The 24,062-nt window shown below is 55.1% G+C and carries 14 protein-coding genes; 10 read left to right on the forward strand and 4 right to left on the reverse strand.

What is annotated here, in order from left to right; all coding sequences use genetic code 11:
- The first annotated feature begins 197 nt into the window (after nt 1–197).
- The 7 genes from msrA (at nt 198) to SH528x_RS25705 (ending at nt 11,552) form a co-directional block, all read left to right on the forward strand.
- On the forward strand, nt 198–755 hold the full coding sequence (msrA, locus tag SH528x_RS25675) for a peptide-methionine (S)-S-oxide reductase MsrA (protein WP_442506298.1): 558 nt from the start codon (nt 198–200) through the stop codon (nt 753–755).
- Nucleotides 756–793: 38 nt separating this feature from the next.
- On the forward strand, nt 794–2,368 hold the full coding sequence (locus SH528x_RS25680; RefSeq protein WP_442506299.1) for a protein adenylyltransferase SelO: 1,575 nt from the start codon (nt 794–796) through the stop codon (nt 2,366–2,368).
- 465 nt (nt 2,369–2,833) lie between these two features.
- Complete coding sequence (locus tag SH528x_RS25685; protein WP_442506300.1) at nt 2,834–3,757, forward strand: dihydrodipicolinate synthase family protein; 924 nt, start codon at nt 2,834–2,836, stop codon at nt 3,755–3,757.
- Nucleotides 3,754–5,370 (forward strand): sodium:solute symporter, encoded by a 1,617-nt coding sequence (locus SH528x_RS25690; RefSeq protein ID WP_442506301.1) that lies wholly within the window; start codon nt 3,754–3,756, stop codon nt 5,368–5,370. Before SH528x_RS25685 ends, SH528x_RS25690 begins: the two co-directional genes overlap by 4 nt.
- A gap of 77 nt (nt 5,371–5,447) precedes the next feature.
- On the forward strand, nt 5,448–6,923 hold the full coding sequence (locus SH528x_RS25695; protein WP_442506302.1) for a sulfatase: 1,476 nt from the start codon (nt 5,448–5,450) through the stop codon (nt 6,921–6,923).
- A gap of 29 nt (nt 6,924–6,952) precedes the next feature.
- Entirely contained in the window at nt 6,953–9,904 is a 2,952-nt protein-coding gene (locus SH528x_RS25700; RefSeq protein ID WP_442512176.1) for an exo-alpha-sialidase, read from the forward strand.
- A gap of 10 nt (nt 9,905–9,914) precedes the next feature.
- On the forward strand, nt 9,915–11,552 hold the full coding sequence (locus SH528x_RS25705) for a ribulokinase (RefSeq protein WP_442506303.1): 1,638 nt from the start codon (nt 9,915–9,917) through the stop codon (nt 11,550–11,552).
- Nucleotides 11,553–11,715: 163 nt separating this feature from the next.
- On the opposite strand, the gene SH528x_RS25710 is transcribed toward SH528x_RS25705, so the two are convergent.
- Nucleotides 11,716–12,411 carry a GntR family transcriptional regulator gene (locus tag SH528x_RS25710; protein ID WP_442506304.1) on the reverse strand — a complete coding sequence of 232 codons (696 nt, stop codon included), beginning with the start codon at nt 12,409–12,411 and terminating at the stop codon, nt 11,716–11,718.
- A gap of 456 nt (nt 12,412–12,867) precedes the next feature.
- On the opposite strand from SH528x_RS25710, the gene SH528x_RS25715 reads away from it, so the two are divergent.
- Entirely contained in the window at nt 12,868–14,361 is a 1,494-nt protein-coding gene (locus SH528x_RS25715) for an SLC13 family permease (protein ID WP_442506305.1), read from the forward strand.
- A gap of 303 nt (nt 14,362–14,664) precedes the next feature.
- Here the strand turns inward: SH528x_RS25715 and SH528x_RS25720 are convergent, their stop codons facing one another.
- Nucleotides 14,665–16,017, reverse strand: a complete 1,353-nt coding sequence (locus tag SH528x_RS25720) for a Gfo/Idh/MocA family protein (RefSeq protein ID WP_442506306.1) — start codon at nt 16,015–16,017, stop codon at nt 14,665–14,667.
- 354 nt (nt 16,018–16,371) lie between these two features.
- Complete coding sequence (locus SH528x_RS25725) at nt 16,372–17,442, reverse strand: DMT family transporter (protein WP_442506307.1); 1,071 nt, start codon at nt 17,440–17,442, stop codon at nt 16,372–16,374.
- Nucleotides 17,443–17,744: 302 nt separating this feature from the next.
- Between SH528x_RS25725 and purB the strand changes: the two genes are divergently transcribed.
- Together purB and SH528x_RS25735 are read left to right on the forward strand one after the other, a co-directional pair.
- Nucleotides 17,745–19,172 (forward strand): adenylosuccinate lyase, encoded by a 1,428-nt coding sequence (purB, locus tag SH528x_RS25730; RefSeq protein WP_442506308.1) that lies wholly within the window; start codon nt 17,745–17,747, stop codon nt 19,170–19,172.
- A gap of 495 nt (nt 19,173–19,667) precedes the next feature.
- Nucleotides 19,668–20,633, forward strand: a complete 966-nt coding sequence (locus SH528x_RS25735) for a fatty acid desaturase family protein (RefSeq protein WP_442506309.1) — start codon at nt 19,668–19,670, stop codon at nt 20,631–20,633.
- A gap of 52 nt (nt 20,634–20,685) precedes the next feature.
- Here SH528x_RS25735 and mfd read toward each other — a convergent pair whose 3' ends face one another.
- A complete protein-coding gene (gene mfd / locus SH528x_RS25740) occupies nt 20,686–24,006 on the reverse strand; it encodes a transcription-repair coupling factor (RefSeq protein ID WP_442506310.1) in 3,321 nt (1,106 codons plus the stop codon).
- Between the last annotated feature and the right edge of the window lie 56 nt (nt 24,007–24,062).

Here is a 24,062-nt window from a genome sequence, read left to right on the forward strand (position 1 = left end):
GCGCTGCTATCGCGATTTGTTACGGCCAACAGTAGGAAAGAACGGTCCATTGCCGCCGGCCGACTTGCTGGCATTTCGGGATCTTGTCAGCACGCTAGAATGCCGTGCAGGCTGCGGCCATTTCTGTGTTTCTAGATTCCGACGCGAAGCCTCAATTTCGCATCGCTTGCTCAACGCTTTCTCATCAGGATAGACCGATGACAAACCCCGAAAACGACTCGCTTCGACTTGCGACCTTTGGCAATGGGTGCTTCTGGTGCACTGAAGCCGTCTTCCAACGACTCGCGGGCGTCGAGCAGGTGATGTCGGGCTACTCCGGTGGCGACGTTGACAATCCGACTTACAAACAAGTCTGCACCGGCACCACCGGGCACGCCGAAGTCATCCAAATCAAGTTCGACCCTAGCGTGATTAGCTTTGACGAACTGCTCGAAGTGTTTTGGAAAACGCATGACCCCACGACGCTGAATCGCCAAGGCGCCGATGTGGGAACGCAATATCGCTCGGTCATTTTTTATCACGACGAAACGCAAAAGCAGCAAGCAGAACACTTCAAGCAAAAGCTCGACGAAGCGGGTGCCTTCTCGGCTCCAATCGTGACCGAAATCTCAGAATTCACAAAATTCTATCCTGCCGAAGCCGACCACCACAATTATTTCAACCAACATGGCAGCCAAGGTTACTGCCAAGCCGTGATTCGGCCCAAGGTGGATAAGTTCACTGAGGTGTTCCGCGACAAACTGAAACAAAATTAATTCGTTTAGCCCGTTAGCCAAAAAGCACCGCAATTTCTATGCGTTTGAACATCGACGATCGCTTTAACCAGCAACTTCCTGCCGACACGGTGCAAACTCCTTCACGTCGCCAAGTCACCGGTGCAGCGTTTTCGTTTGTAACGCCACGCTTGCCCAGCAATCCGCAGGTGCTGCATATCGCTGCGGACGTTGCTGAGATGCTTGGACTGTCGTCCGCGGATCTCGCGAGCGACGAATTTCGAGACGTTTTTAGCGGCGGCAAAGTGATCGAAGGCACTCGTCCTTATGCGATGTGCTACGGCGGACACCAATTCGGATCGTGGGCAGGGCAACTCGGTGACGGCCGCGCGATCAACTTGGCCGAAGTCGGACATGCCGGAAAACACTGGACACTGCAATTAAAAGGGGCAGGCGAGACTCCGTATTCACGCACCGCCGATGGCTTGGCCGTACTTCGCTCGTCGGTCCGCGAGCATCTCTGCAGCGAAGCGATGCATCACTTGGGTGTACCTACCACTCGGTCGCTCTGTCTATTGACTACGGGTGATCAAGTGCTGCGAGACATCATGTACGACGGCAACCCCGAGATGGAGACCGGTGCGGTGGTTTGCCGGGTCGCCCCCAGCTTTATCCGCTTTGGCAATTTCGAAATCTTTGCCTCGCGAAACGATCTCAATATGCTGCGTGAATTGACGGACTTTACAATCCGCCATTACTACCCCGAAATCGAGGCAGGAACAAAGTCGGGCTATGGCGATTACTTTCACGCCGTGTGTCAACGTACGTTGACGATGATGGTGCATTGGCAACGGGTCGGTTTCGTTCATGGCGTGATGAATACTGACAACATGTCGATCCACGGCGATACGATTGATTATGGCCCCTACGGCTGGCTCGAAGGCTACGATCCCGACTGGACTCCTAATACGACCGATCAAACGCATGGTCGTTACCAATTTGGCAACCAGCCACAAATTGCCCTTTGGAATCTGGTCCAATTAGCCAATGCGTTGTATCCGCTCGTCGGTGAGGCGTCGCCGTTTGAATCCGCGCTGCAGCAGTACCAACACGACTTCAATCGCGAATTCACGCGTATGCAAGCCGACAAGATCGGGCTCGCCAAGGTGATCGAGGGTGATGAAGATCTACTGGACCAACTTGATGCGGTTCTGCAGCTAACGGAGACCGACATGACGATTTTCTTCCGCTTGCTCGGAAACGTAACGAAGTCGGATGATGTCGCCAGCGGCAGCGAATTCCTCAGCCCGGTACGCGATGCCTTTTACGCTGCCGAGCAACTGACCGCGGAAGTGCTCGAGTCATGGCGGGATTGGTTTGCCAAGTATTTGAGTCGACTGAACAAGGACTCGGTATCGGATCAAACGCGTCGTGAACAAATGAACCGCGTCAATCCAAGGTACGTATTGCGCAATTACATGGCCCAGCTGGCCATCGACGCAGCCGAGCAGGGCGACGCATCGTTAATCGAAGAGATTTACGAACTGTTGCGTGATCCCTACGGCGAACAGCCTGAACACGAAAAATGGTTCGCCAAACGTCCCGAATGGGCTCGCCACAAGGTCGGCTGCTCGATGTTATCGTGCAGTTCGTAAGGTGGAATCAATGCAATCCGCGCATTGTCGCACGGCTTTCCAAGCCGTTAGCGTGCCTCACATTTAACCGCCGAAGCGAGAGTTCTCACGTTCCAATCACGCTAAGCGTTTACCGAAACGCTTCCAGCTTGGAAAGCTGGGCGACAATACCGGCCGCACGCTTGAGCGCGGCGGCGGGTCTGGTTCCGTTTTAGCCACTTTGGCGGCGTTCCTGATGCTGGTTTCCGAAGAAAAACGCTCGATATTGCTAATTCCGGCCGACTTGGAGCTCGACAGATCTTGCACGGAGGCGAGAAGCGAGTAAACTCTATAGACTTAAGCCAAGCACCTTCGGAGGTGGTTTTATCGCGATGCGACGCGAGAAGCCACTGTTTTTAGCTATCCCGTCACACCTTGGATCAGGCTAAAATACCTGTCGTTGGCGTCTTCTCGTTCGCTCTATTCAACTTTTCAGGACTTCAGCAGATGTCGACCATCGCCAAACCATCCAAGCTTTCACTGCGGGGGATTGTACCTCCGTTGGTCACGCCCCTGACAGCTCGCGATACCTTGGACCACGAGGGTTTAGAGCGGTTATTGAGCCACGTGATCGAAGGGGGCGTTTCGGCAGTCTTCATTCTCGGCACGACGGGCGAGGCCCCCAGTTTAAGTTACCGGCTTCGCCGCGAGATGATTGCGGAAACGACTCGAATCGTCGAGGGACGTATTCCGGTCTTGGTGGGGGTTGCCGATACTGCGTTCGTGGAAACGGTAAATCTGGCGGAGTACGCCGCCGATTGCGGAGCCGACGCGGCGGTGTTAACCACCCCTTATTACTTTCCAGCCGGACAAACCGAATTGACGTCGTATGTGCAGAACATTGCACCGCTGATCCCGTTGCCGATCATGCTGTACAACATGCCAGGGTTGACGAAGGTGTGGTATGAGATCGAAACACTGCGAACGCTTTCAAGCATTCCGTCGATCATCGGCGTCAAGGACAGCAGCGGTGACTTGGATTACTTTGGCCAAGTTTGTCAATTGAAACTGGATCGCCCCGACTGGACCGTGTTGTTAGGTCCCGAAGCACTATTACAAGAAGCTCATCAATTGGGTGGTGATGGCGGCGTCAACGGCGGGGCGAACGTGATGCCCGAACTGTTCGTGCAGTGCTACAACGCACTGCGTGATGGCGATGAAGCGACCGTGACCGAGCGGCGTGAATTGATCTTGGAATTCCAAAAGATCTACGACATTGGCAAGTACGCCTCACGTCACATCAAGGCCACGAAATCGGCATTGTCACTGCTGGGAATTTGCGGCGACCTGCCTGCGGATCCTTTTCATCCGTTCCTTGCCCCTCAGCGTGAGCGTGTTGCCGAGGTATTGCGAGGAGTAGGGGCTCTGTGATCGCTGCTGTCTTTTTCACCGGTGTCGACTGGTTCGTACTGCTGGGCTACTTCGTTGCCATCATGGCACTGGGGTTGTTTTTCTGGCGACGCAATAACACCGCAGACCAATTCACGGCGGGCGGCCGCTCGTTGCCGGGATGGCTGTGCGGTCTATCGATCTTTGCCACGTATCTAAGCAGCATCAGCTATCTGGCGTTACCGGGCAAAGCATTTGTCGACAATTGGAACGCGTTCGCTTTCTCGCTGGCGTTACCGTTTGCAGCGGCAATCGCGGTTCGATTCTTCTTGCCCTTGTACCGCCGGTCGGGCGAGGTGTCGGCCTACTCGCTGCTAGAAAACCGGTTCGGTTTATGGGCACGCCTGTACGCTAGCTGCTTTTACTTGCTGTTCCAGATTGCCCGCATCGGGGTGGTGATGTACTTGATGGCACTGCCGATGGCTGTGTTATTCGGCTGGGACATCCGCGTTGTGATCGTGTTCACAGGAATCATCGTCACGATCTATTCGTTTGTCGGCGGGATCGTCGCGGTAATTTGGGCTGATGCGATTCAAGCGGTGGTGTTACTCGCCGGAGCGTTGTTGGCACTGGGCATCCTATTGTTCGACATGCCTGGCGGTCCCAGCGAAGTGATCGAGGTCGCCAACAGTCACGACAAATTCTCACTCGGCAGCACCTCGTTGTTCGACGTGTCACAACCTACGTTGTGGGTCGTTTTGGCCTATGGCTTGTTCGACAATCTGAGGAACTTTGGTGTCGATCAAAGTTACGTCCAGCGGTACATCGCCGCCAGCAGCGACCGAGAAGCGGCTAAAAGTGTTTGGTTCGGAGCGTTGTTGTATGTGCCTGTCAGCGCATTATTTCTGTTTATCGGTTCATCGCTTTTTGCCTACTACGAAAGTCATCCCGAGCAAACGCAAGAAGTTCGTGTGATTGTCGCGGAACAGAAGATGATGCAAGCAGGGATCGCCCCGGATGCACCCGAGTACACGGCACAATTAAACGCGACGATTGACGGATTGACGGAAAAAGACCTGGGCGACCGCGTGTTCCCTCATTTCATTGCTGCCAATTTGCCCACGGGAGCTCGCGGGTTGTTGATTGCCGCGGTCTTCGCAGCGGCAATGAGTACCGTTTCCACTTCGCTGAACTCGTCGGCGACCTTGGTGATGAGCGATTTTTACAAGCGACTGCTTCGTCCCGAATCCTCCGACATCGAACACGTCCGCGTGCTTCGCGCATCGACGATCGCGTGGGGAGCCATGGGAACGGTGATGGCGTTGGCGTTGGTCCGTCTAACCGAAAGTGCCCTGGATATTTGGTGGATGCTATCGGGTGTTCTAGGGGCTGCCATCATTGGTTTGTTCTTGCTCGGGATCATTGTTCCCAAGATCCGTGGCGGAGCGGCGGTCTCGGTGCTTGTCGTTGGCATGCTACTGATCGCTTGGATGGCTGCGTCAAAGACCGCTTACTGGCCAACGCAGTGGAATGATTTTGCGAGTCCGTTTAATCCCTTGTTGGTGATTGTGATTGGCCCCACCGCGATGATTTTGCTCGGAGGGATTGTTGCAAAATTACGCAGTGTCAAAACAAACGAAGCCATCGGCGATTAGGTTCACTGCGGCGACTGCCAAACCGAGTGTGACAGACCAAACACCCTATTCTCTGCGGGCAAAGAGAGACAAGCGACATGAACCCCACCCGGACGACAACCCTTTTCGCGTTCCTCGTTTTGATGGCGGGATTGTTGACCTCTGGAATGGTTTCACCACTGAGGGCAAACGGGCGGCCCAACATCGTGTTCATCTTGGTGGACGATTTGGGATGGTCGGACTTGGGATGTTATGGTCACGCGTGGCATGAAACGCCGAACATCGACCGATTGGCGAGCGAAGGCATACAGTTCACGAGCGCCTATTCGCCGGCACCGATTTGCTCCGCTGCGAGAGCCAGCATTCTGACGGGGAAGGCGGTACCGCGACTCGGTTTTGAGTTTGTCACCAAGGGGGAACCTGGCCGCCAGCGGATCGACGCGGACGTTCCGCTGACTGCGCCGCCGCTAACGCTGAATCTGCCGCTGGCCGAAACGACAATTGCCGAGCGAATGGCAACGCTGGATTATCAAACTGCATTTTTCGGCAAATGGCATGTCAGCCAACACCATCGACGTTACTTGGGATGGCACCCCGAATTTGGGCCGGCAAAGCAAGGTTTCGAAGTCGCAATCGAAGATTTTGGCGACCATCCGTACGCATGGACGAAAAAGAATCGTGAGCTGGAATCCGATTCCGGAATCATCCCTCACGACTCGATGGTGCAAAAGGTAACCGACTTTATTCGTCGCCCTCACGACCGTCCCTATTTTTTAATGGCGTCGTCGTTTTACGTTCATACGCCGGTAAAAAACCGTTGTCGTTGGCTGGTTGAAAAGTATGACGCCAAAATTCCCCAAGAGATTCCGCAGCGTCCATTGCGACTGGAATATGCAGCGTTTGTGGAAACGCTGGACCACCACGTCGGCGAGATTCTTGCTGCGATCGACGAATCGGGACAACAAGACAATACGTTGGTGGTATTCGTGTCTGACAACGGCGGTCACCCCGAGTACTGTGGCAATGCTCCGCTACGAGGATCCAAGTGGAACCTGTACGAAGGCGGAATTCGGGTACCGATGATCGCTCGCTGGCCTGCAACAATAACAGCGGGGGCAACCTGCGACACCAGTGTGGTTGGGTATGACCTGCTGCCCACGTTTGCGGACATTGGAGGCGGAAGTGAAATCAAACCATCGCGAAACGACGTCGATGGCGTCAGCATCAAGCCCCTGCTGAGCAATCCCCGATTACAATTTGACCGCAGCTTGATTTGGCATTTTCCCTATTACCACCCCGAAACCGGATTCAAAGATGCGATTCCGACGATCGGGGTGAATGACTTTACGGTCAGCCAAACACGCCCGCAATCTGCACTTCGTCACGGACGTTATAAGATCATTCAGTTTGCCGAAGACGATCGTATCGAATTGTACGATCTGGAAACCGATCTAGCGGAACAGCACGACTTGAGTGCATCGCTTCCCGAGATTGCCGCGCAGATGCGCACTAAACTTGACACTCATTTGACCACGATGAACGCCCGCCGAGCCCTACCGAAAGAGAAGAAATGAAGCTACCGAACTTAACTGTCTATTGTTGGATGTGCGCCCTGACGCTCAGTTCATTCGCCGCGGCGGATGAACCGCAGTGGAAACTACAACCACTGCAGTACAACAACCCAGGCTTGAAGGTCGATCTTGGCGTGGGGTTGTGGGCGTTTCCATTGCCAATGGATTACGACAACGACGGTGACTTGGACTTGTTGGTGAGCTGTCCTGACAAACCATCCAACGGCACCTACTTTTTCGAAAATCCGTCTCAGGATCCAAACGAGAAGATGCCGGTTTTCAAAGCAGGCGTTCGCATCGGCAGCGGCAGTCATTTCATGCAAATGAGTGTGGTCGATGGTGAACCGATTCTGATGTTACCGGCAAAAGAGTTTCGCCGTGATGCCAAAACGGGCAAGTTTGATTTCTCGAAACCGACCATGATCAAAGCACACGCCAACCCTAATCATCACACCAAAGGCAACACTCGCGCGAACATGTGGCGATACGTCGATTACGACGGCGACGGGGACCAAGATATCGTTGTCGGCAGCGGCGATTGGACCGATTACAGTTGGGATCACGCCTATGACAACCACGGCAATTGGCGAAACGGTCCACTGCACGGCTATGTCTACTTGATTGAAAACGAAGGCAGCGACGACGAGCCAACCTATTCGGCTGAGCCCGAACGATTACAGGCCGGCGGCGGCGAAATTGATGTCTATGGGTTTCCGAGCCCGAACTTTGCCGACTTTGATAACGATGGTGACCTGGACTTGTTGTGTGGTGAGTTCTTGGACGGTTTCACCTATTTCCAAAACATCGGCACTCGCACCAAACCGAATTACGCAGCTGGCCAGAAACTGAATGACGTTTCCGGTGATCCGCTGGTGATGCATTTGCAAATGATCACTCCGACGGCGGTCGACTGGGACGCCGACGGTGATCTAGATTTGATCGTGGGGGACGAGGATGGACGTGTTGCCCTGGTAGAAAACACTGGCGAACTTCGCGATCACCAACCGGTTTTCAAAGCGCCAGCATATTTTCAGCAGCAAGCCGACACGCTGAAGTTCGGTGCGCTGGCGACTCCCTTCGCCTATGACTGGGACAATGACGGAGACGAAGACATTGTTTGTGGCAACACCGCAGGTTCGATTGGTTATTTTGAGAATCTGGGTAATGCGGAAAATGGGTTGCCAAAATGGGCGGCTCCGAAACTGCTAGAGGTCAAACAAAACGATGGTTCACAGAAACCGTTTCGTGTGATGGCAGGCCCGAGTGGTTCCATTCAAGGTCCCGCCGAAGCGAAGTGGGGTTACACCACGTTGTCGGTTGCCGATTGGGACGGCGATGGCGATGGTGACATTGTTTACAACTCGATTCTGTCGCGATTGGGCATGTTGACCAACGAATCCGGAACGCTCGTTGAGAAGAACTTTGATACGGGACAACGCGAAGCGCCACCGAAATGGTATTGGTGGCAAACATTGTCCAGCTCGGCATTGACTCAGTGGCGAACCACGCCGATGGCAATCGATTTCGATGGCGACAAAAAACTTGACTTGGTGATGCTGGACCAGGAAGGTTATTTGACGCTTCGCTCCGGTGGCGGAGTGGCGGAGCGAATTTTCATTGACGAAAACGGGCAACCGCTTCAGCTCAATTCCGGAACTTGCGGTCGATCCGGGCGAGTCAAGTTACAAGTGGTCGATTGGGATGGCGATTCACGACTGGACGTATTGGTCAATTCCGAGAATGCCACGTGGTATCGCAATTGTGCGGATGTCGATGGCAAGGTGATGCTGAAGAAAGTCGGCAACTTGGCAAAACGAAACGTCGCCGGACATACGTCGAGCCCCACGGTGTGCGATTTCAACAAGGACGGTAAGCCTGATTTAATAGTCGGCAGCGAGAACGGCCGGATCTACCACGTTGCTCATGATGATTGCGTTACCTTCACCTCCGAAGAAACAATGCCGAGCGAGCCCAAGGCAGCGAACGAACCAGCATTCCCAGGACTGCTGTCGAGCGAATTTATTTTCAAGGATGCTCCGTTCAAAGAATGCCATGCCTCGACGATTTGCCAAACCTCCCGCGGGTTGGTCGCGTCGTGGTTTGGTGGAACCAAAGAGGGGAACAAGGACGTGGCGATCTGGACCAGTTTTCATGATGGATTGAGTTGGTCACGACCTCTGAACGTTGCTGATGGAGTTCAGCACGACGGAATGCGTCATCCATGCTGGAACCCAGTACTGTATCAGCCGCCCGGCGATGCTCCGCTGTTCTTGTTCTTCAAAGTCGGACCACGACCACACAGTTGGTGGGGCGAGGTGATGATCAGCTACGATCGCGGTCGCACCTTTACCGATCGCAAACGATTGCCCGAAGGCATTGATGGTCCGGTTCGCTGCAAACCGATTTTGTTAGACGATGGCAAAACGCTGCTCTGCGGTTCGTCGACCGAGAATGAGGGGTGGCGAGTCCATTTTGAAAAGATCACGCTGGTTGATGGAGAACTTAGCGGCACATGGAAACGCATCGGGCCGATCAACGACGGCAAAGAATTCAGTGCGATTCAGCCGACGCTACTGACGTATCCCGATGGCCGTTTGCAAGCTCTTTGCCGTACCAAAGAAAGTGTGATTGCGTCGACCGAGTCCACCGATGGCGGCGATACCTGGTCGAAATTGGTAGCGACCGACATGCCGAATCCGAACTCCGGAATTGATGTCGTCACGCTCACCGATGGTCGTCAGCTGATGATCTACAATCATCTCGGTTCGTCTGAAAATGGCTGGGGCAAGCGGAGTATTTTGAATCTGGCGATTTCCGAGGACGGAGGGAAATGGAAGGAAGTTGGCGTGCTCGAAAAAGAAAAATCGGGCGAGTTCAGCTATCCCGCCATCATTCAAACCGATGACGGGATGGTCCACATGACCTATACCTGGAAACGCAAATTGATCAAACACGCCGTGGTCGATCCGTCCCAGTTGAAATAAAGGAATCACGATGAACCCTGCTGACTCTCTTGAACCTGTCGATCGCGGCCCTGTAGCGTTGGGGCTGGACTTTGGCACTGAATCGGTGCGAGCCATTTTGATTGATGCCGCGGGCAACCAACTCGGCTTGGCGTCGCGTGATTATGCCCATGGCCAAATCACTCAGACGCTGCCTGGCTGTGACGCGTCATTGCCACCGCGGTACGCATTGCAAGCCCCGGGCGACTGGATCGATTCGGCCGCCGAAGCGACGCGTGCCGCGATCAGCGAGGCGGGAATCGAGGCTGCGAGTGTTGTTGGGATCGGAGTCGACTTCACCAGCTGCACAATGTTGCCAACCACACTCGAGGGCACGCCGCTCTGTGAAATCGAGGCGTTCCGATCGACTCCGTTGGCATGGCCGAAGCTATGGAAGCATCATGGTGCACTTGAGCAAACCGAGCGGATGAATGCAGTCGCCCGAGAGCGTGACGAATCGTTTTTACAACGGTATGGCGGCACAATCGGACTGGAATGGTTCTTCCCAAAAATGCTCGAAACGATCGAGAAAGCTCCCGAAGTTGCCTCGGCGGCGGAAGTTTGGCTGGAAGCCGGAGACTGGTTCGTGTGGCAATTGGTGGGCGGGCCCGCAGCGTCGCTGACTCGATCGACGTGCCAAGCGGGATACAAGGCGATGTGGTCGGCGAAGGATGGCTACCCGTCGAGCGAGTACTTTGCGGCGGTCCATCCGCAGTTGGCCGAGGCCGCAAAGCATTGCATGCCAGGAGTGATGCGATCGCCTGGTGAACCTGCCGGAGGCTTGACCGTGGCAATGGCCAAGCGTTTTGGACTTCGCGAGAAGATTCCGGTTTCCACCGCGATCATTGACGCGCATTCCGCAGTACCGGGTGTCGGCGCCGCTGACGCCGGAGTGCTGGTGATGGTGTTGGGGACCAGCAGTTGTCACATGCTCAACGCCAACACCGCAGCCGATATCCCTGGGATCGCTGGCGTGGTCGACGGTGGCATTTTGCCAGGCATGTTTGGATACGAAACAGGCCAAGCGGCAGTCGGTGACGCGTTCGCATGGCTGCGGCGATTGCTTGGACTCGATTCCTTTGATTCGCTCGCCGAGGCGGCACTGCGATTGCCGCCCGGTGCCGAGGGAGTGATGTGCATTGACTGGATGAATGGTTGCCGCACCCCATTGATGGACGGCAGTCTGCGTGGTGCGTTCACCGGTCTAGGACTCGAGCACGGCCCCGAACACTTGTATTTGGCGTTGATGGAAGGCTCGGCTTTTGGACTCCGTTGGATCGTCGAGCTGCTCCGCGATGGCGGCGCCCCGATCGATCGACTGATTGCCACCGGAGGATTACCGCATCACAACCGTGCGTTCGTCGAAGTGTACGCCGATGTGCTGGGGATGGAGATTGAAATTCATCCGTCCACGCAGGGCCCGGCGGTCGGTGCCGCGGTGTTGGGGATGATTGCAGCCGGATCCGAAGCGAGCGGCTTTTCAAGTGTCAGCGAAGCAGCGACCGCGATGGCGGGTGTTCCCGCCGGAAAACAGGACGTCGTCCGCCCGCGAAGCGAACGAACCGCAGCCTATGATCGGCTGTACACCGAGTACCGGCAGCTGGCCAATATGGTGGCTCAGACTCAATAAACCCCCGTGGCTTAGACCGCTTTGGCCCATTTACGAGTGCTGCATCCTGATTAACAATTCGGGGTGGACGTAGCGGAAGTCGTCAAGACTTTCGTTGAATTTGCCAAACAATCCGAAACTCTTGGCGAGTTTCGCTACCCCAAAATCAAGACGGGATGATTTACTAGGCTTCGCCGTCTTCTTTGCCGTCGATTTCGATCAGCGAGACCTTTAAACCGTTACGGATGTGAGCCGCTGCGGCATCACGAGCTGCGTCGGCATCGTGCTTTTTGATCGCCCGAAAAATCTTTTGGTGGTCTTTGCAGGTTCGTTTCATCGCAGTGACGTCATGGCGGTGACGGCGGATTCCAAACACTCGCGTTAAGACCTGGGATTGTGACGCGGTGTGGACGAGCGCCTGATTTCCAGTGGCCTCGATGATCAGCATGTGAAATTGGTAGTCGGCCTTGTCAAATTGACCTTTAATCCGCTTGCCCGCGAACTGGGCTGAGGATTTTTCTTGCTTCGCGGTCAACTCTTCCATCCGAGTCAATTCCGCTTGAATTTTCGCAATCTGATCCGGGGTGGCCCGTTCTGCAGCTCGAGCCGCAGTGTAGGGCTCGATGACCTCACGAACTTCGTAGATATCGATTAAGGCAGCACGATCAAGCGACCGCACGATGGCTCCCATATTGGGAACCAAATCGACGAGCCCTTCGTTGGCGAGCTGCCCAGCGGCTTCCCGCACCGGCGTCGCACTGACCCCAATTTCCTTTCCAATCGGACCATAAAGCAGACGAGCGCCTGGTTCAAAATCGCCTGAGATCAACTTGTTTCGTAAATGCTGATACGCACGGCTGGCGTTTGTTTCGGTGCTCATATTGGGAACCCAATGTTCTAACAGAAAAGAATTTGTCGCTTCATCGGCTCTTATTCTAGCGTTAACGAATCGTTTAGTAGAGCCGAGTAACGTCGAAAATTGCCGAGCACTTCGCTGCATCGATTAGGAAGAATGCTTTCTGTGGTCTCGTGTAACTCGTGGTGCTGCCCCCTGCGGACGATTTGGCAATAATCAGACGCGTTTCCACCGCATTTACAGCCGATTTACTACAATCCCGGCACAGTGCAAGCGAGTGGAACTTGATTCATTTCTCCTGTCTCCATGTTCACTGCAGCGATGTGTTGGAAGAGGATCTGCGACAAAACGCCCTTCTGCCCTCTGATTCGCTACACTGTTGAGCTTCAACGACGGAGAACAACTCCGCCAGCGTCGTCAGCTTGATCTCGCTCTATATCCTTTCCTGTTTCAATTTGCTTTAGCTTGGAACTCGCTCGAATGCTGCACTTTCGCGCTCTCTGTACCGCTGCCGGAATAGGTGTGGCGTTTGTCGTCTATGGACTGTGCGTCAGCGTATTTGGGCTGTCGCATCCCGTGGCGGTCACAGCCGCAGTCACCTCGCTGTGTGGAGTTTGGTGGTGCACCGAAGCGGTTCCGATTCCGGTCACGTCGCTGGTTCCGTTTGTGGTATTTCCCTTTGCCGGGGTGCTGGATCATCGCCAGCTCGCCGAAGCCTATGGTGACAAGTTCGTGCTGTTGTTCATGGCTGGATTTATGATTTCACGAGCCGCCGAACACTCCCAAACTCATTTGCGGGTTTCGCATGGCTTAATGAAGTTGTTAGGGACAAGTTCCCAGCGACGTATCGTGCTCGGTTTTTTGGCCGCCACGGCTTTTTCAAGCATGTGGATCTCGAACACCGCAACGGCGTTGATCATGTTGCCCGTGGCGATTGCGGTACTGCACGAACAGAAAGACTCGCGACTGCACGTGCCGCTGTTGTTGGCAGTCGCGTACGGATCGAGTATCGGCGGGATTGCGACGATCATTGGTACGCCCCCCAACGGCGTCTTCGTGTCGATTTACGAGCAACAAAACGAGCGGACCGTTGACTTTTTCTCGTGGCTGAAAGTGGGAGTGCCAGTTGCTGCGATCATGCTCGTCGTGACAGGCGTGTTGTTGACGCGGGGTTTGTCACGAAGCTGTTCGATGCAACTTAAGGATCTAGGACGCTGGACGAGTGCTCAACGACGCGTGCTGGGCGTACTGTCGTTGACGGCTTTCCTGTGGATCACCCGCAGCGCCCCCTATGGCGGCTGGTCGGCACTGTTTGATGTCCCGATGGCTCACGACGCAACCGTTGGTCTGGCAGCCGTGATCGCGTTGTTCTTAATCCCCAGCGGCACCACGACCGTTCATCGACCGAAAAATGGTATAGGTAGCGAGCGTGTGGAGGTCAACCGCTTGCTTGATTGGGAAACCGCGAGAGACATTCCTTGGGGCATTTTGATTCTGTTCGGAGGCGGACTGGCGATCGCGAAGGCAGCCGAAGTGACGGGGCTTTCCGTCATCATCGGTAGCCAGTTCTCGCACCTATCCGGACTCCATCCGCTCTTGCTAATGGCGGTGATCTGTTTGACGGTGACGTTTTTAACCGAGGTCACATCCAACACGGCAACGACGACGCTGCTGATGCCGATCTTGGGCGCGGCGGCCGAAGGTGCGGGCTACGATGCCGCGTTCTTGATGGTTCCGGCTGCGTTGTCCGCAAGTTGCGCGTTCATGTTGCCCATGGCGACGCCGCCCAATGCGATCGTGTTTGGGTCGGAACAATTGACCGTCCGCGATATGGCCAAAGCAGGATTCGCATTGAACTTGATCGGTGTCGTTGTGATTTCGGTGGTGTGCTATTTCGTTGTCGATTTCCAGCAGGGAATTGGCCACCCTGTTACAGCCCCGGCGATCCAAGTCGAACCGACACCGACCCCCTAAGCAGAACGCTGTGAAGCAATTCCTGTAGCGGAACTCGTCAACGGCTTGTTGATTTAGTGAGCCGTGACGCGTAAGCGGCCGGGTCCGAGGCACTACCCGGTGCCTTACGGCCCTCGGCTCACCGTTGCGATTTGCATTTGGATTAAATCAACAAGCCGTCAAGAGTTTCTTCGTCGGTGGAGAGGTGACTGCAGTGTCGCCCGGAAGAAAAACTCACCCCCAATATCCGACGTCAATACCAATGTTTCAGCGGACCAGGCTAACGCCGTCGGCTCACAAAAAGATCTACGTTGGCCCGGCTTTTCAACCCGCTGGATGCAGATACGGCTTGCGATAGGGGCGTCGGAGCAACTTCGTCGCTTCCTCATCCCCAACCACCGTGTTCGTCTCCGGATCAAATTCTAACGTGCGGCCCAACGCGAGTGCATTGTTTGCCAAGATGCACGAGGCACTACTAATGTGGCCTTGTTCAATATCCGCAATGGGTTTGGAGCGATCATCAATTGCATTTAGAAAGTCACGCATGTGCCCACGAATCGCCGATGCAACGTGCAATTCCAAATTCCACTTTTCGGCATCGGATTGATCGCTTGGATATTTGTCGAGTTCGATGACGGCGTTGCCGCTTAGCTTTTTTCCGCCTGAACGCGGGATGAACTCATACTTCTGAACGCTCAACTTCAACGTTCCCTTGGATCCATAAATGATCCCGGCCCAGGGAAATTCGGGATCCGGTGCCGCTCCCCAGCTGCGGTGCGTCCAGACCACATCGAGATCTTCGAAATCAAAGGTGGCGGTCTGCGTATCGGTGATATTGGCGATCGATTCCGTATCCACCAAAATCCCACCCACACTACTTATGCGACGAGGCCATCCGAGACCAAGTTGCCAGCGAACCATGTCGAGCATGTGTACACACATATCGCCGACGATGCCATTTCCATACTCCATAAATGCACGCCAAGACCGTGGATGAATCAGTTCATTGTACGGACGCAGGGGTGCAGGACCGGTCCAACGATCAAAGTCCAAGGAAGGCGGCGGCGCGATGGTTGGCGGATTTTTGTTGGCTCGCATGTGGTAATAACAGCACACTTCGGCGAACGCCACATCACCGAGCAACCCGGCGTCGACGACTTTCTGTTTCGCCTCGATCAAGTGGGGCGTACTGCGTCGCTGCGTTCCGACTTGTACCACTCGCCCCGTGCGACGAGCAGCATCCAACATCGCTCGACTTTCGAGCACATCGACTCCCGTCGGCTTTTGCACATAGACATCGGCTCCGGCCTCGACTGCCGCGATCATTGCGAGCGCGTGCCAATGGTCAGGGGTCGCGATTAAAACGATGTCAAGATCTTTCTCGGCGAGCATTTCTTTGTAATCGGCATACACTCGCGGGCGTTTCTTAGAAGTCTGTCGCGACTCGATAAGCCCCGCTGCTTCATCGAGCATGTTGGCGTCGACATCACACAGCGACACCACCTCGACCGGTTCAATGTTAATCAGTTGCAGTAGATCGCATTTGCCGTACCAGCCACAGCCGATCAAACCAACGCGGCGAGGCGTCGCGGCAGGTGCGGCAGCACGAGTCGCGTGGGCAGTCGTAGCAATCGAGGCAAGTGCGGCGGTGCGAGTGAGAAATTTTCGGCGATCCATAGTGCTTCGTTTCTTGATGAGGAGATACGCTGTTTAAACCCAAAAGCCACGATAGGCAGGAATCATTGGGGAAATCCAGTTAGCCGTTTGGGCCAACGCTGTGAAGCATTTTCTCGTAGCTACCTTCGCCAGAAGGTGGTGATTCATATTGGCCGGCAACCATCCACGCTCTGGCGAGCGTAGCTACGGAACGCAAATGCCGTAACTCGCCGTCTCTAAATGCTTCACAGCGTTTGCCAAAACGGCTAATGTACTGAAAGAATCCTGCCGACCTGCTTAGAACCCTTCAACGCAGTCATCATCTTAACACACTCGGTCGAGCGGTTGCCCTCGAAGATCCGCTGCATGGCGTGATCAGTGCGTTGCGACTTCCTTTCTGGGCCTTTTTCGGGGCCTTTTTTCGGGCCACAAGGCGAGGATATTGGCGAGCAAGACAAGCGATCCGCCAATCAGCAGGGGAGTGCTGAATTCTTCGTTGGCATAGCTGACGGCGCACCACACGCTAAGCATCGCGGGGATAAACATGGCCCAGGTGGAAGCGAACAAGGGCTCACAGGTGTAGATCACCGCAGCTTGCCCAGCGGTCAAACGTGGTTGGTACTTGTTCATCCAGACAAACGCCACCAGCGATGGAAAGAAACACAAAACGCCTAGCAGCAGATAGAACCGAGGCTGCAACGCCAGCGCGGTCCAGCCACCGCTTGACGTTTCCGGCACAGGCAGACTCAGCCCCGCGAAAACGATCATCGCCAAGATCGCTGTCGTGCCAAACATACTTGGCGTGAACAACACTGACTCGTAGCGTTTGCCAAAGACGTCAACCAATAAGATTTGACAACTGAAGAACAACGTGGCGAGCGTGGTCACTGAATCGCCCATGGTCCACCGCGACAGCGCATCGTTGGCGAGTAAAATCTGCCCGTCGTCGATCACAATCAATCCTGTCAACGTCGCGACTCCGGCCAACGCCACCAGGGCACCGAGCATGACACAACGGCGGGGCAATTGTTTCCGCAACACAGTGTTGATCAGCGGCGTGATGATCACCACCAAACTCGTCAAAAAGCCACTCCGCGATGCCGGAATCGTGGCCAATCCAATGACTTGCAGCAGCAACCCAAAGAAAAACATGACACCAATTGCTGCGCCCGCCAACAGATGAGGCATCTGAACACGACGCAGCGTGCCCCGCAACAAAATCGCGAATAACCCAAACGCGATGGCAAACCTTAGTCCGATCAACCAGGACGCTGAACTTGTCCGCAGCCACCCTGACGCGGTCAGCTCGGTGACTCCAAAATGATCATCCACTTGCAAGTTTAGGCACTTCATGATCGGAAAGGAGGCCCCCCACATCGCATTGACTAAGACCAACGCAATGATCGCTTGGCGACGTTCGAGCGGGGTGGTGCCTTGGTTCATCATGAAATGGATTCGACCGATGGGATGTACTCTGGCCTTCCAAGGCCGTCGATTTTGTTAGCGTCACGGCGCGAGCCGTCCGGTTGTAGCGAGTAAAAAAGTTCGAATTCGACCGGGCGGCTTGCGCCGCTCCGCTTTAAAAACACCCGTTAGGGGCAAAGTGGATCACGTTGGGCGACGGCCTTGGAAGACCATCCTGCGAGACTGCGAAATAGCCCAATGCTTCACGCGGCGCAGTCCAAAGCGTATATTCCGGCACTTCGTTTGTGAATGAGCTTCCCCCCATCTCTGTCAGGAGTCCTGTCGTGTCGACCGATCTACCCAATATTCTTGCATCGCGATACGCGAGTGAAGCGATGGTGAAAATCTGGTCGCCCGCAAACAAGATCGTTCTTGAACGTGAATTGTGGATTGCCGTACTGGAGGCTCAAAAGGACCTCGGGGTTCACGTCCCCGACGGGGTGATCCAGGCGTACCGCTCGGTGATCGACAACGTTGATTTGTTTGCGATTGATGCCCGCGAACGAGTCACCAAGCACGATGTGAAAGCCCGCATCGAAGAATTCAACGAATTGGCGGGCCACGAGCACATCCATAAAGGGATGACGTCACGTGACTTGACTGAAAACGTCGAGCAGCTGCAAATTCGCTCGGCACTGAATCTAGTTCGTGACCGCATCGTCACCGCACTGTCGTTGGTAGCGGAACGAGCGGCCGAATACAGCGAGCTTGCCATTGCTGGTCGCAGCCACAACGTGCCCGCTCAAGTCACGACGGTAGGCAAACGGTTCGCTAACATCGCCGAAGAATTGTTGGTGGCCTACGATCGCATTGACAACTTACTGGTTCGCTATCCGCTGCGAGGCATCAAAGGCCCCGTCGGCACTCAGCAAGACATGCTCGATTTGTTCCAAGGCGACGCCAGCAAGCTGGATCAACTTGATAGCCGAATCGCGAAATCGCTTGGGTTTGAATCGTGTTTCGATTCAGTGGGGCAGGTGTATCCACGATCGCTGGACTTTGACGTGATCTCGGCGCTAACGCAGCTTTCGTCGGCACCAGCCAACTTTGCTCGCACGTTGCGATTGATGGCCGGAGCGGAATTGGCGACCGAAGGATTCAAACCAGGGCAAGTCGGATCGTCGGCGATGCCTCACAAGATGAACGCGCGATCGGCCGAACGGATCGACGGCTTCAACGTGATCTTGCGTGGCTATTTGACTATGATCGGCGGATTGCTTGGCGATCAATGGAACGAAGGCGACGTCAGCTGCAGTGTCGTCCGCCGCGTCGCGATTCCGGACGCGTTCTTGGCAATCGACGGGCAACTCGAAACGTTCCTCACGGTGCTGGTTGATTACGGTGCGTACCCCGCCGTGATCGACCGCGAATTGCGTCGCTACTTGCCGTTCCTGGCGACAACCAAAATTCTCGTCGCTGCAGTCAAATCGGGCGTGGGCCGCGAAACGGCACACGAAGCGATCAAGGAGCATGCGGTATCCGCGGCGCTTGCGATGCGCGAAAGCGGCCGCGATGACAATGATTTGATCCAGCGATTGGCTGGCGATGATCGTATCCCGATGGATGCCGAGGCACTGAATGCAGCGATCGGAGATCCGAAGCAATTTATTGGCAACGCCACGACTCAGGTGCAAAATGTGATCTCGCGAATCGAAGCGATCACCAGCAAAAATCCTGAAGCGGCAAGCTATCGCCCCGGCTCGATTCTATAAGCGTGTCGATTGTCGCCGGATGTCTCCGACATCCGTACGTTTATTTCCGACGTCGGAGACGTCGGGCGACATTGAGGGTGAGGACCTTACCGTTTGCCCAGTCGTTGCAGGCATTAAGGTCGCCATTGATCCGGGCATAGCGAATGCCCGGTGAGCTAATCGTCAAACGTGGACGAGAGTTTAAGAATGCATTCCATGCGATGCTTATCGTCGAATTGCATCGTGATCCGCTTGTCACACCCAGCTGACATCATACTGAACACGCACGGCGAGGTAACACCGACGCCGAGCCTCTCTGCTGTACACGAATTGAGAATCGTCGATTGACAATCGCTTAGGTTGTCGTAGTCTGTGCTCAGGCTCTCACTTTGAGTAGCAAACGCTCGAAAAACGCGACGAACACAGGCAATACAGTGTTCAGCGATTCCCGCGGAAAACTTACTCATCGCGTGTGCCCAATCTCTGCAGCCCACGTCCGACAGAGGGATCGCTACGATGTCGCTACATAATCACGCCGATTTTCGATCGGTTCTGTGGGTCGTGATCGCAATCACCTTGGTGGCGATTCAATATTCCGACCCGAGCTGGGTGATTTACCTGAGTCCGATCAGCTGCTATTTGGCGATTGCGTGCGGCACGATTTCTCATAATCACAACCACCGAGCCACGTTCAAGTCGCCTCGTTGGAACCACTTATTCGGTCATGTACTGACCCTTTTCTACGGCTACCCGACGCTGATGTGGGTGCCGACGCACAACTTGAATCATCATCAATTCGTGAACCGTCCTGGGGATGCGACGGCAACTTGGCGTTACACAAATAAACACAGCATTTGGGTCGTACTGAGCTATCCCTTCGTATCGGGCTACTTCCAGAGTTTTCCGATTCGCGAATACATCGAGAAAGTCAAAACCCGTAAGCCAAAACTGTACGCCCGGATCCGCTTTCAATACGTCGTTTGGATGGGGGGCTACATCGGGCTGGGTGTATTGGCCGCCGTGCTTTACCACAACCAACAAACCGGGCTTGGATTGTACTTGTGGTTCTTCTCGGTCATTTTGCCGGCGATCATGTCGAGCACCGTAATCATGTTCTTTAACTTTATCCAGCACATCCACACCGATGCATGGTCCGAGCATGATCACTCTCGCAACTTTACCGGATGGTGGTTTAACTTTCTGTTTTTCAACAACGGCTATCACACCGCCCACCACGATCACCCCGGAATGCACTGGAGTGAACTGCCGAGAGCCCATGCGGCGATCGCGGCGACGATTGATCCGCAATTGAACGAACGCAATTTGATCTGGTTTGTGTTTCGGCAATATGTCCTGGCGCCGTTATTCCCCGCGATGGGCACTCACCAAATGGGCCCACTACCGGGCGAAGGCCACAAGCCAGAAACGTCCCACGTGGAAATCCCCGAGCCGACGGCTGAGTTAGTGGGTCGTGACGCGTAAGCAGTGCACGAAACTCTTGGCGAGTTTCGCTACGGGATTGGTTGCTTTTGACTCAGCCGAGATGCAGTGCGGCCCGCGCTAGCTGCAACCAACTTGTGCCCGCCACATCGACTTCCATGTCGTAGTCCTTGGTCGGAATGTACGCTCTGCGGTGGTCGACGATTCGGATTGCGATCGAACTCTGCCGCACCAGCTGTTCAATCCGCTTGCGGTCGGTGTAGTGCAGCACAATGAAGCGAGCATCCGAGGTGATCGATGCGATCTGCCACGCGGCGGCATCGAGTCGCAATTCGGCAAGTTCGAGCATTCGTTTGGCAGGCTCGGGAAGCACCCCAAATCGGTCTCGCAACTCCGTACGCACCTCCTTGATCTGCGACGCATTTTCAATCTTTGCGATGCGGCGATACAGATCGATCTTGTGTCGCAAATCAGGCACATAATCTTCGGGAAGATAGGCTTCCACCGGCAGATCGATATCAACTTCGGCTGACAATTTCGGTGGCAGCTTCTGAGCTTGGCGAACGGCATCTTCGAGCAATTGGCAATACATCTCGTAACCGATTGCGGCGATATGGCCACTCTGCTGGCTGCCCAGCAAATTACCGGCCCCACGAATTTCGAGGTCACGCATCGAGATCGCGAAACCGGCACCCATGTGACTAAACTCTTCGATCGCGCGAAGCCGTTTTGACGCCTCGGGGGTCAGATGCTTGTGCGGCGCGACCATCAAATACGCGTAGGCTTGATGTTTGTAACGCCCCACACGGCCTCGCAATTGATGAAGATCGCTCAAGCCGTAACGATCGGCGTCGTCGATAAAAATCGTGTTCGCATTGGGAATATCGATGCCGCTTTCCACGATCGTGGTCGCTAGCAGCAAGTCGAACTTGTGCTCGATAAAGTCCACCATTACGCGTTCGAGCTCGCCTTCGCCCATTTGGCCATGGCCGATCCCGATGCGGACTTCGGGGACGATACGACGGATTTTTTCCGAGACGGTGTGCATGTCACCGATGCGATTGTGAATAAAGAACAGCTGTCCGCCGCGGTTTAGTTCTCGCACAATCGCCGTACGGATCATCTGATCGTCCCAGCGAGTCACTTTCGTTTCCACCGCCATCCGTTCGGCTGGCGGTGTTTCCAGGTTACTGATGTCGCGAACGCCAACGAGTGCCATGTGCAGTGTTCGTGGGATCGGCGTCGCCGAAAGGGTCATCACGTCGACGTTGCTGTGAAGCGTCTTTAAACGCTCTTTGACCGCAACGCCAAACCGCTGCTCTTCATCGACGACGACTAAACCGAGGTTAGAGAAGTCCACATCCTTGCTGGCCAAACGGTGCGTCCCGACGACGATGTCGACTTTGCCGCGGCGAATTTCCTTGACAGTTTGACGTTGCTCTGCAGCGGTACAAAACCGGCTCAATTTAGCAATCTCGACCGGAAACTCGGCCATTCGCTCGCAAAAACTGTGGTAATGCTGTTCGGCCAACACGGTCGTCGGCACGAGCACTGCGACTTGATAGCCGCTGGTGACCGCTTTGAATGCGGCCCGCATTGCGACCTCGGTTTTGCCAAATCCGACGTCACCACAGATCAGCCGATCCATCGGCTTGGGCGTCTCCATATCAACTTTAGACGCATCGATCGCGGTGACTTGGTCGTCCGTTTCGATATAGGGAAAGCTGGCGTCAAATTGGCGTTGCCACGCGGAGTCCGAATCGAAGGTGATACCGCGGCGTGACGTTCGCTCGGCTTGCATTTCCAGCAGCTCGCTTGCCATGTCGGTGACCGCCGACTCAGCCGCTTTGCGTTGCCGTTGCCAGGCTTGGCTGCCGATTTTGGCAAGCCGCGGCTGCGTCTTAGTGCCGCCAACGTAACGCTGAACCAGCCCGATTCGCGAAGCAGGCACATAGATCTTGCTGCCGCCATCGAACTCGATCGTCAAATGTTCGAGATGCTGACCATTTTTTTCAATATTCTGCAATCCACGATACAAACCGATACCATGCGAAAGATGAACGACGAGGTCGCCCACTTCGAGTTGCAACAAATTTGCAATTGGCTTGCTACGAGCTCGCGTTTGCCGGCGTCTGACGGGGCTGCGATGAAACAGCTCGGCACCGGTCAACACCAAGACCTCGGCGCTGGCCAAGCGGAATCCACCACTGAGCTCGGCGACGGTCAAATGCAAACGGCCTTGCGATTGTGCATTCGTTTCGCGAAGCAATTCTGATAACCGCTCACTATCGGCCGCGGTGTCGCCGACCAGAATGATGTCATGGTTATCGGCGATCGTATCGATTCGCTTACACGCCTCGTCCAGCGTGACCGCGAACCCGTCGGCGCTGGCGGATTTCAGGTCGACAACGGCGCCATCGACTGCCTCATTTAATGAACTCGCAACCGCGATCGGAAACCGTTGCAGCGAAGCGATCAAATCGTCAAAGGGGACGAAACGGGGATCGCCGCCCGAGCGATCGATGATCGCATCGGCGGATGTTTTGCAGTCGTGAGGATCGACCAACACGACGAGGGTGTCATCGGGAAGGTAATCGGCGAGCAGCCCAAAGGAATTGGTTTCGGCGTCCGTTTTTTCTTCGATGTCTTCGCCGCTGATCGCGGTGATTTCGACTTCGTGGATCGATTCGATACTGCGTTGGCTACCAAGATCGAAGCGGCGGATCGATTCAATCTCGTCCCCAAACCACTCGATCCGGAGCGGATTTGGTTGATCGGCCGAAAAAACATCGAGGATACCGCCACGAGTGGCAAATTCGCCTGGAAATTGGACTGCCGTCGTTGCTGCGAATCCGGCTTCGGCAAGCCAACGGCGAATCGTCTCGGGATTCACCTCCTCGCCCACCTTCAGCACTCGTGTTGCCGAATCGAGCCGCTCGGGCGACGGGACTCGCTGCATCGCTCCGCCGATGAACGCGGTCACCAGCAGCGGATGCGGGTCCTCGGAAGTTCGATCCTGCAGTCGCTGCAGCACTTGCAGACGCTCGGCAAATTCGGCGTCGCGGTGGTGATGGTTGCCGGAGGATTGGCCACCCGAGGAGAGTGGCAGCGAGATCGAATCGGTCAAACCAAATGCAACTGCGTCGCCTGCGACGATATCGGCGTCCGCCGCATTGGGCAGCAACACCAACACGTTGGGTTTGTGCTGAGCAATCGCGGCGGCTAACAGACCGCGAATCGAGCCCCAAACGCCGTCAAAGGCCAACGAAAGGTTCGTTGAACGGCGAGAGGGTTTGCCCGAGGCCAGTTTTCGAGGGCGAAGTTTCTTTACGTGCGCAGCGATACCCGCAGCCTCGTCCAGTAGACGTGGCAATTCATGCAAACTCTTCGCGGTCGTGACAGCGGCGTGAGCCAAGCAGGCACCGTGATCGCAGGTAGTAAAGAAGCTATAGAAAAAGTATCGTGTGAGAG

Source organism: Novipirellula methanifontis, from assembly GCF_052161655.1.
In the GTDB taxonomy this organism is placed as follows: domain Bacteria; phylum Planctomycetota; class Planctomycetia; order Pirellulales; family Pirellulaceae; genus Novipirellula.

Excerpts from the sequence above, each read along its gene's own strand:
- msrA (WP_442506298.1), top strand. The coding sequence starts at position 198 with ATGACAAACCCCGAAAACGACTCGCTTCGACTTGCGACCTTTGGCAAT.
- SH528x_RS25680 (WP_442506299.1), top strand. The coding sequence starts at position 794 with ATGCGTTTGAACATCGACGATCGCTTTAACCAGCAACTTCCTGCCGAC.
- SH528x_RS25685 (WP_442506300.1), top strand. The coding sequence starts at position 2,834 with ATGTCGACCATCGCCAAACCATCCAAGCTTTCACTGCGGGGGATTGTA.
- SH528x_RS25695 (WP_442506302.1), top strand. The coding sequence starts at position 5,448 with ATGAACCCCACCCGGACGACAACCCTTTTCGCGTTCCTCGTTTTGATG.
- SH528x_RS25700 (WP_442512176.1), top strand. The coding sequence starts at position 6,953 with ATGTGCGCCCTGACGCTCAGTTCATTCGCCGCGGCGGATGAACCGCAG.
- SH528x_RS25705 (WP_442506303.1), top strand. The coding sequence starts at position 9,915 with ATGAACCCTGCTGACTCTCTTGAACCTGTCGATCGCGGCCCTGTAGCG.
- SH528x_RS25710 (WP_442506304.1), bottom strand. The coding sequence starts at position 12,411 with ATGAGCACCGAAACAAACGCCAGCCGTGCGTATCAGCATTTACGAAAC.
- SH528x_RS25715 (WP_442506305.1), top strand. The coding sequence starts at position 12,868 with ATGCTGCACTTTCGCGCTCTCTGTACCGCTGCCGGAATAGGTGTGGCG.
- SH528x_RS25720 (WP_442506306.1), bottom strand. The coding sequence starts at position 16,017 with ATGGATCGCCGAAAATTTCTCACTCGCACCGCCGCACTTGCCTCGATT.
- SH528x_RS25725 (WP_442506307.1), bottom strand. The coding sequence starts at position 17,442 with ATGATGAACCAAGGCACCACCCCGCTCGAACGTCGCCAAGCGATCATT.
- SH528x_RS25735 (WP_442506309.1), top strand. The coding sequence starts at position 19,668 with ATGTCGCTACATAATCACGCCGATTTTCGATCGGTTCTGTGGGTCGTG.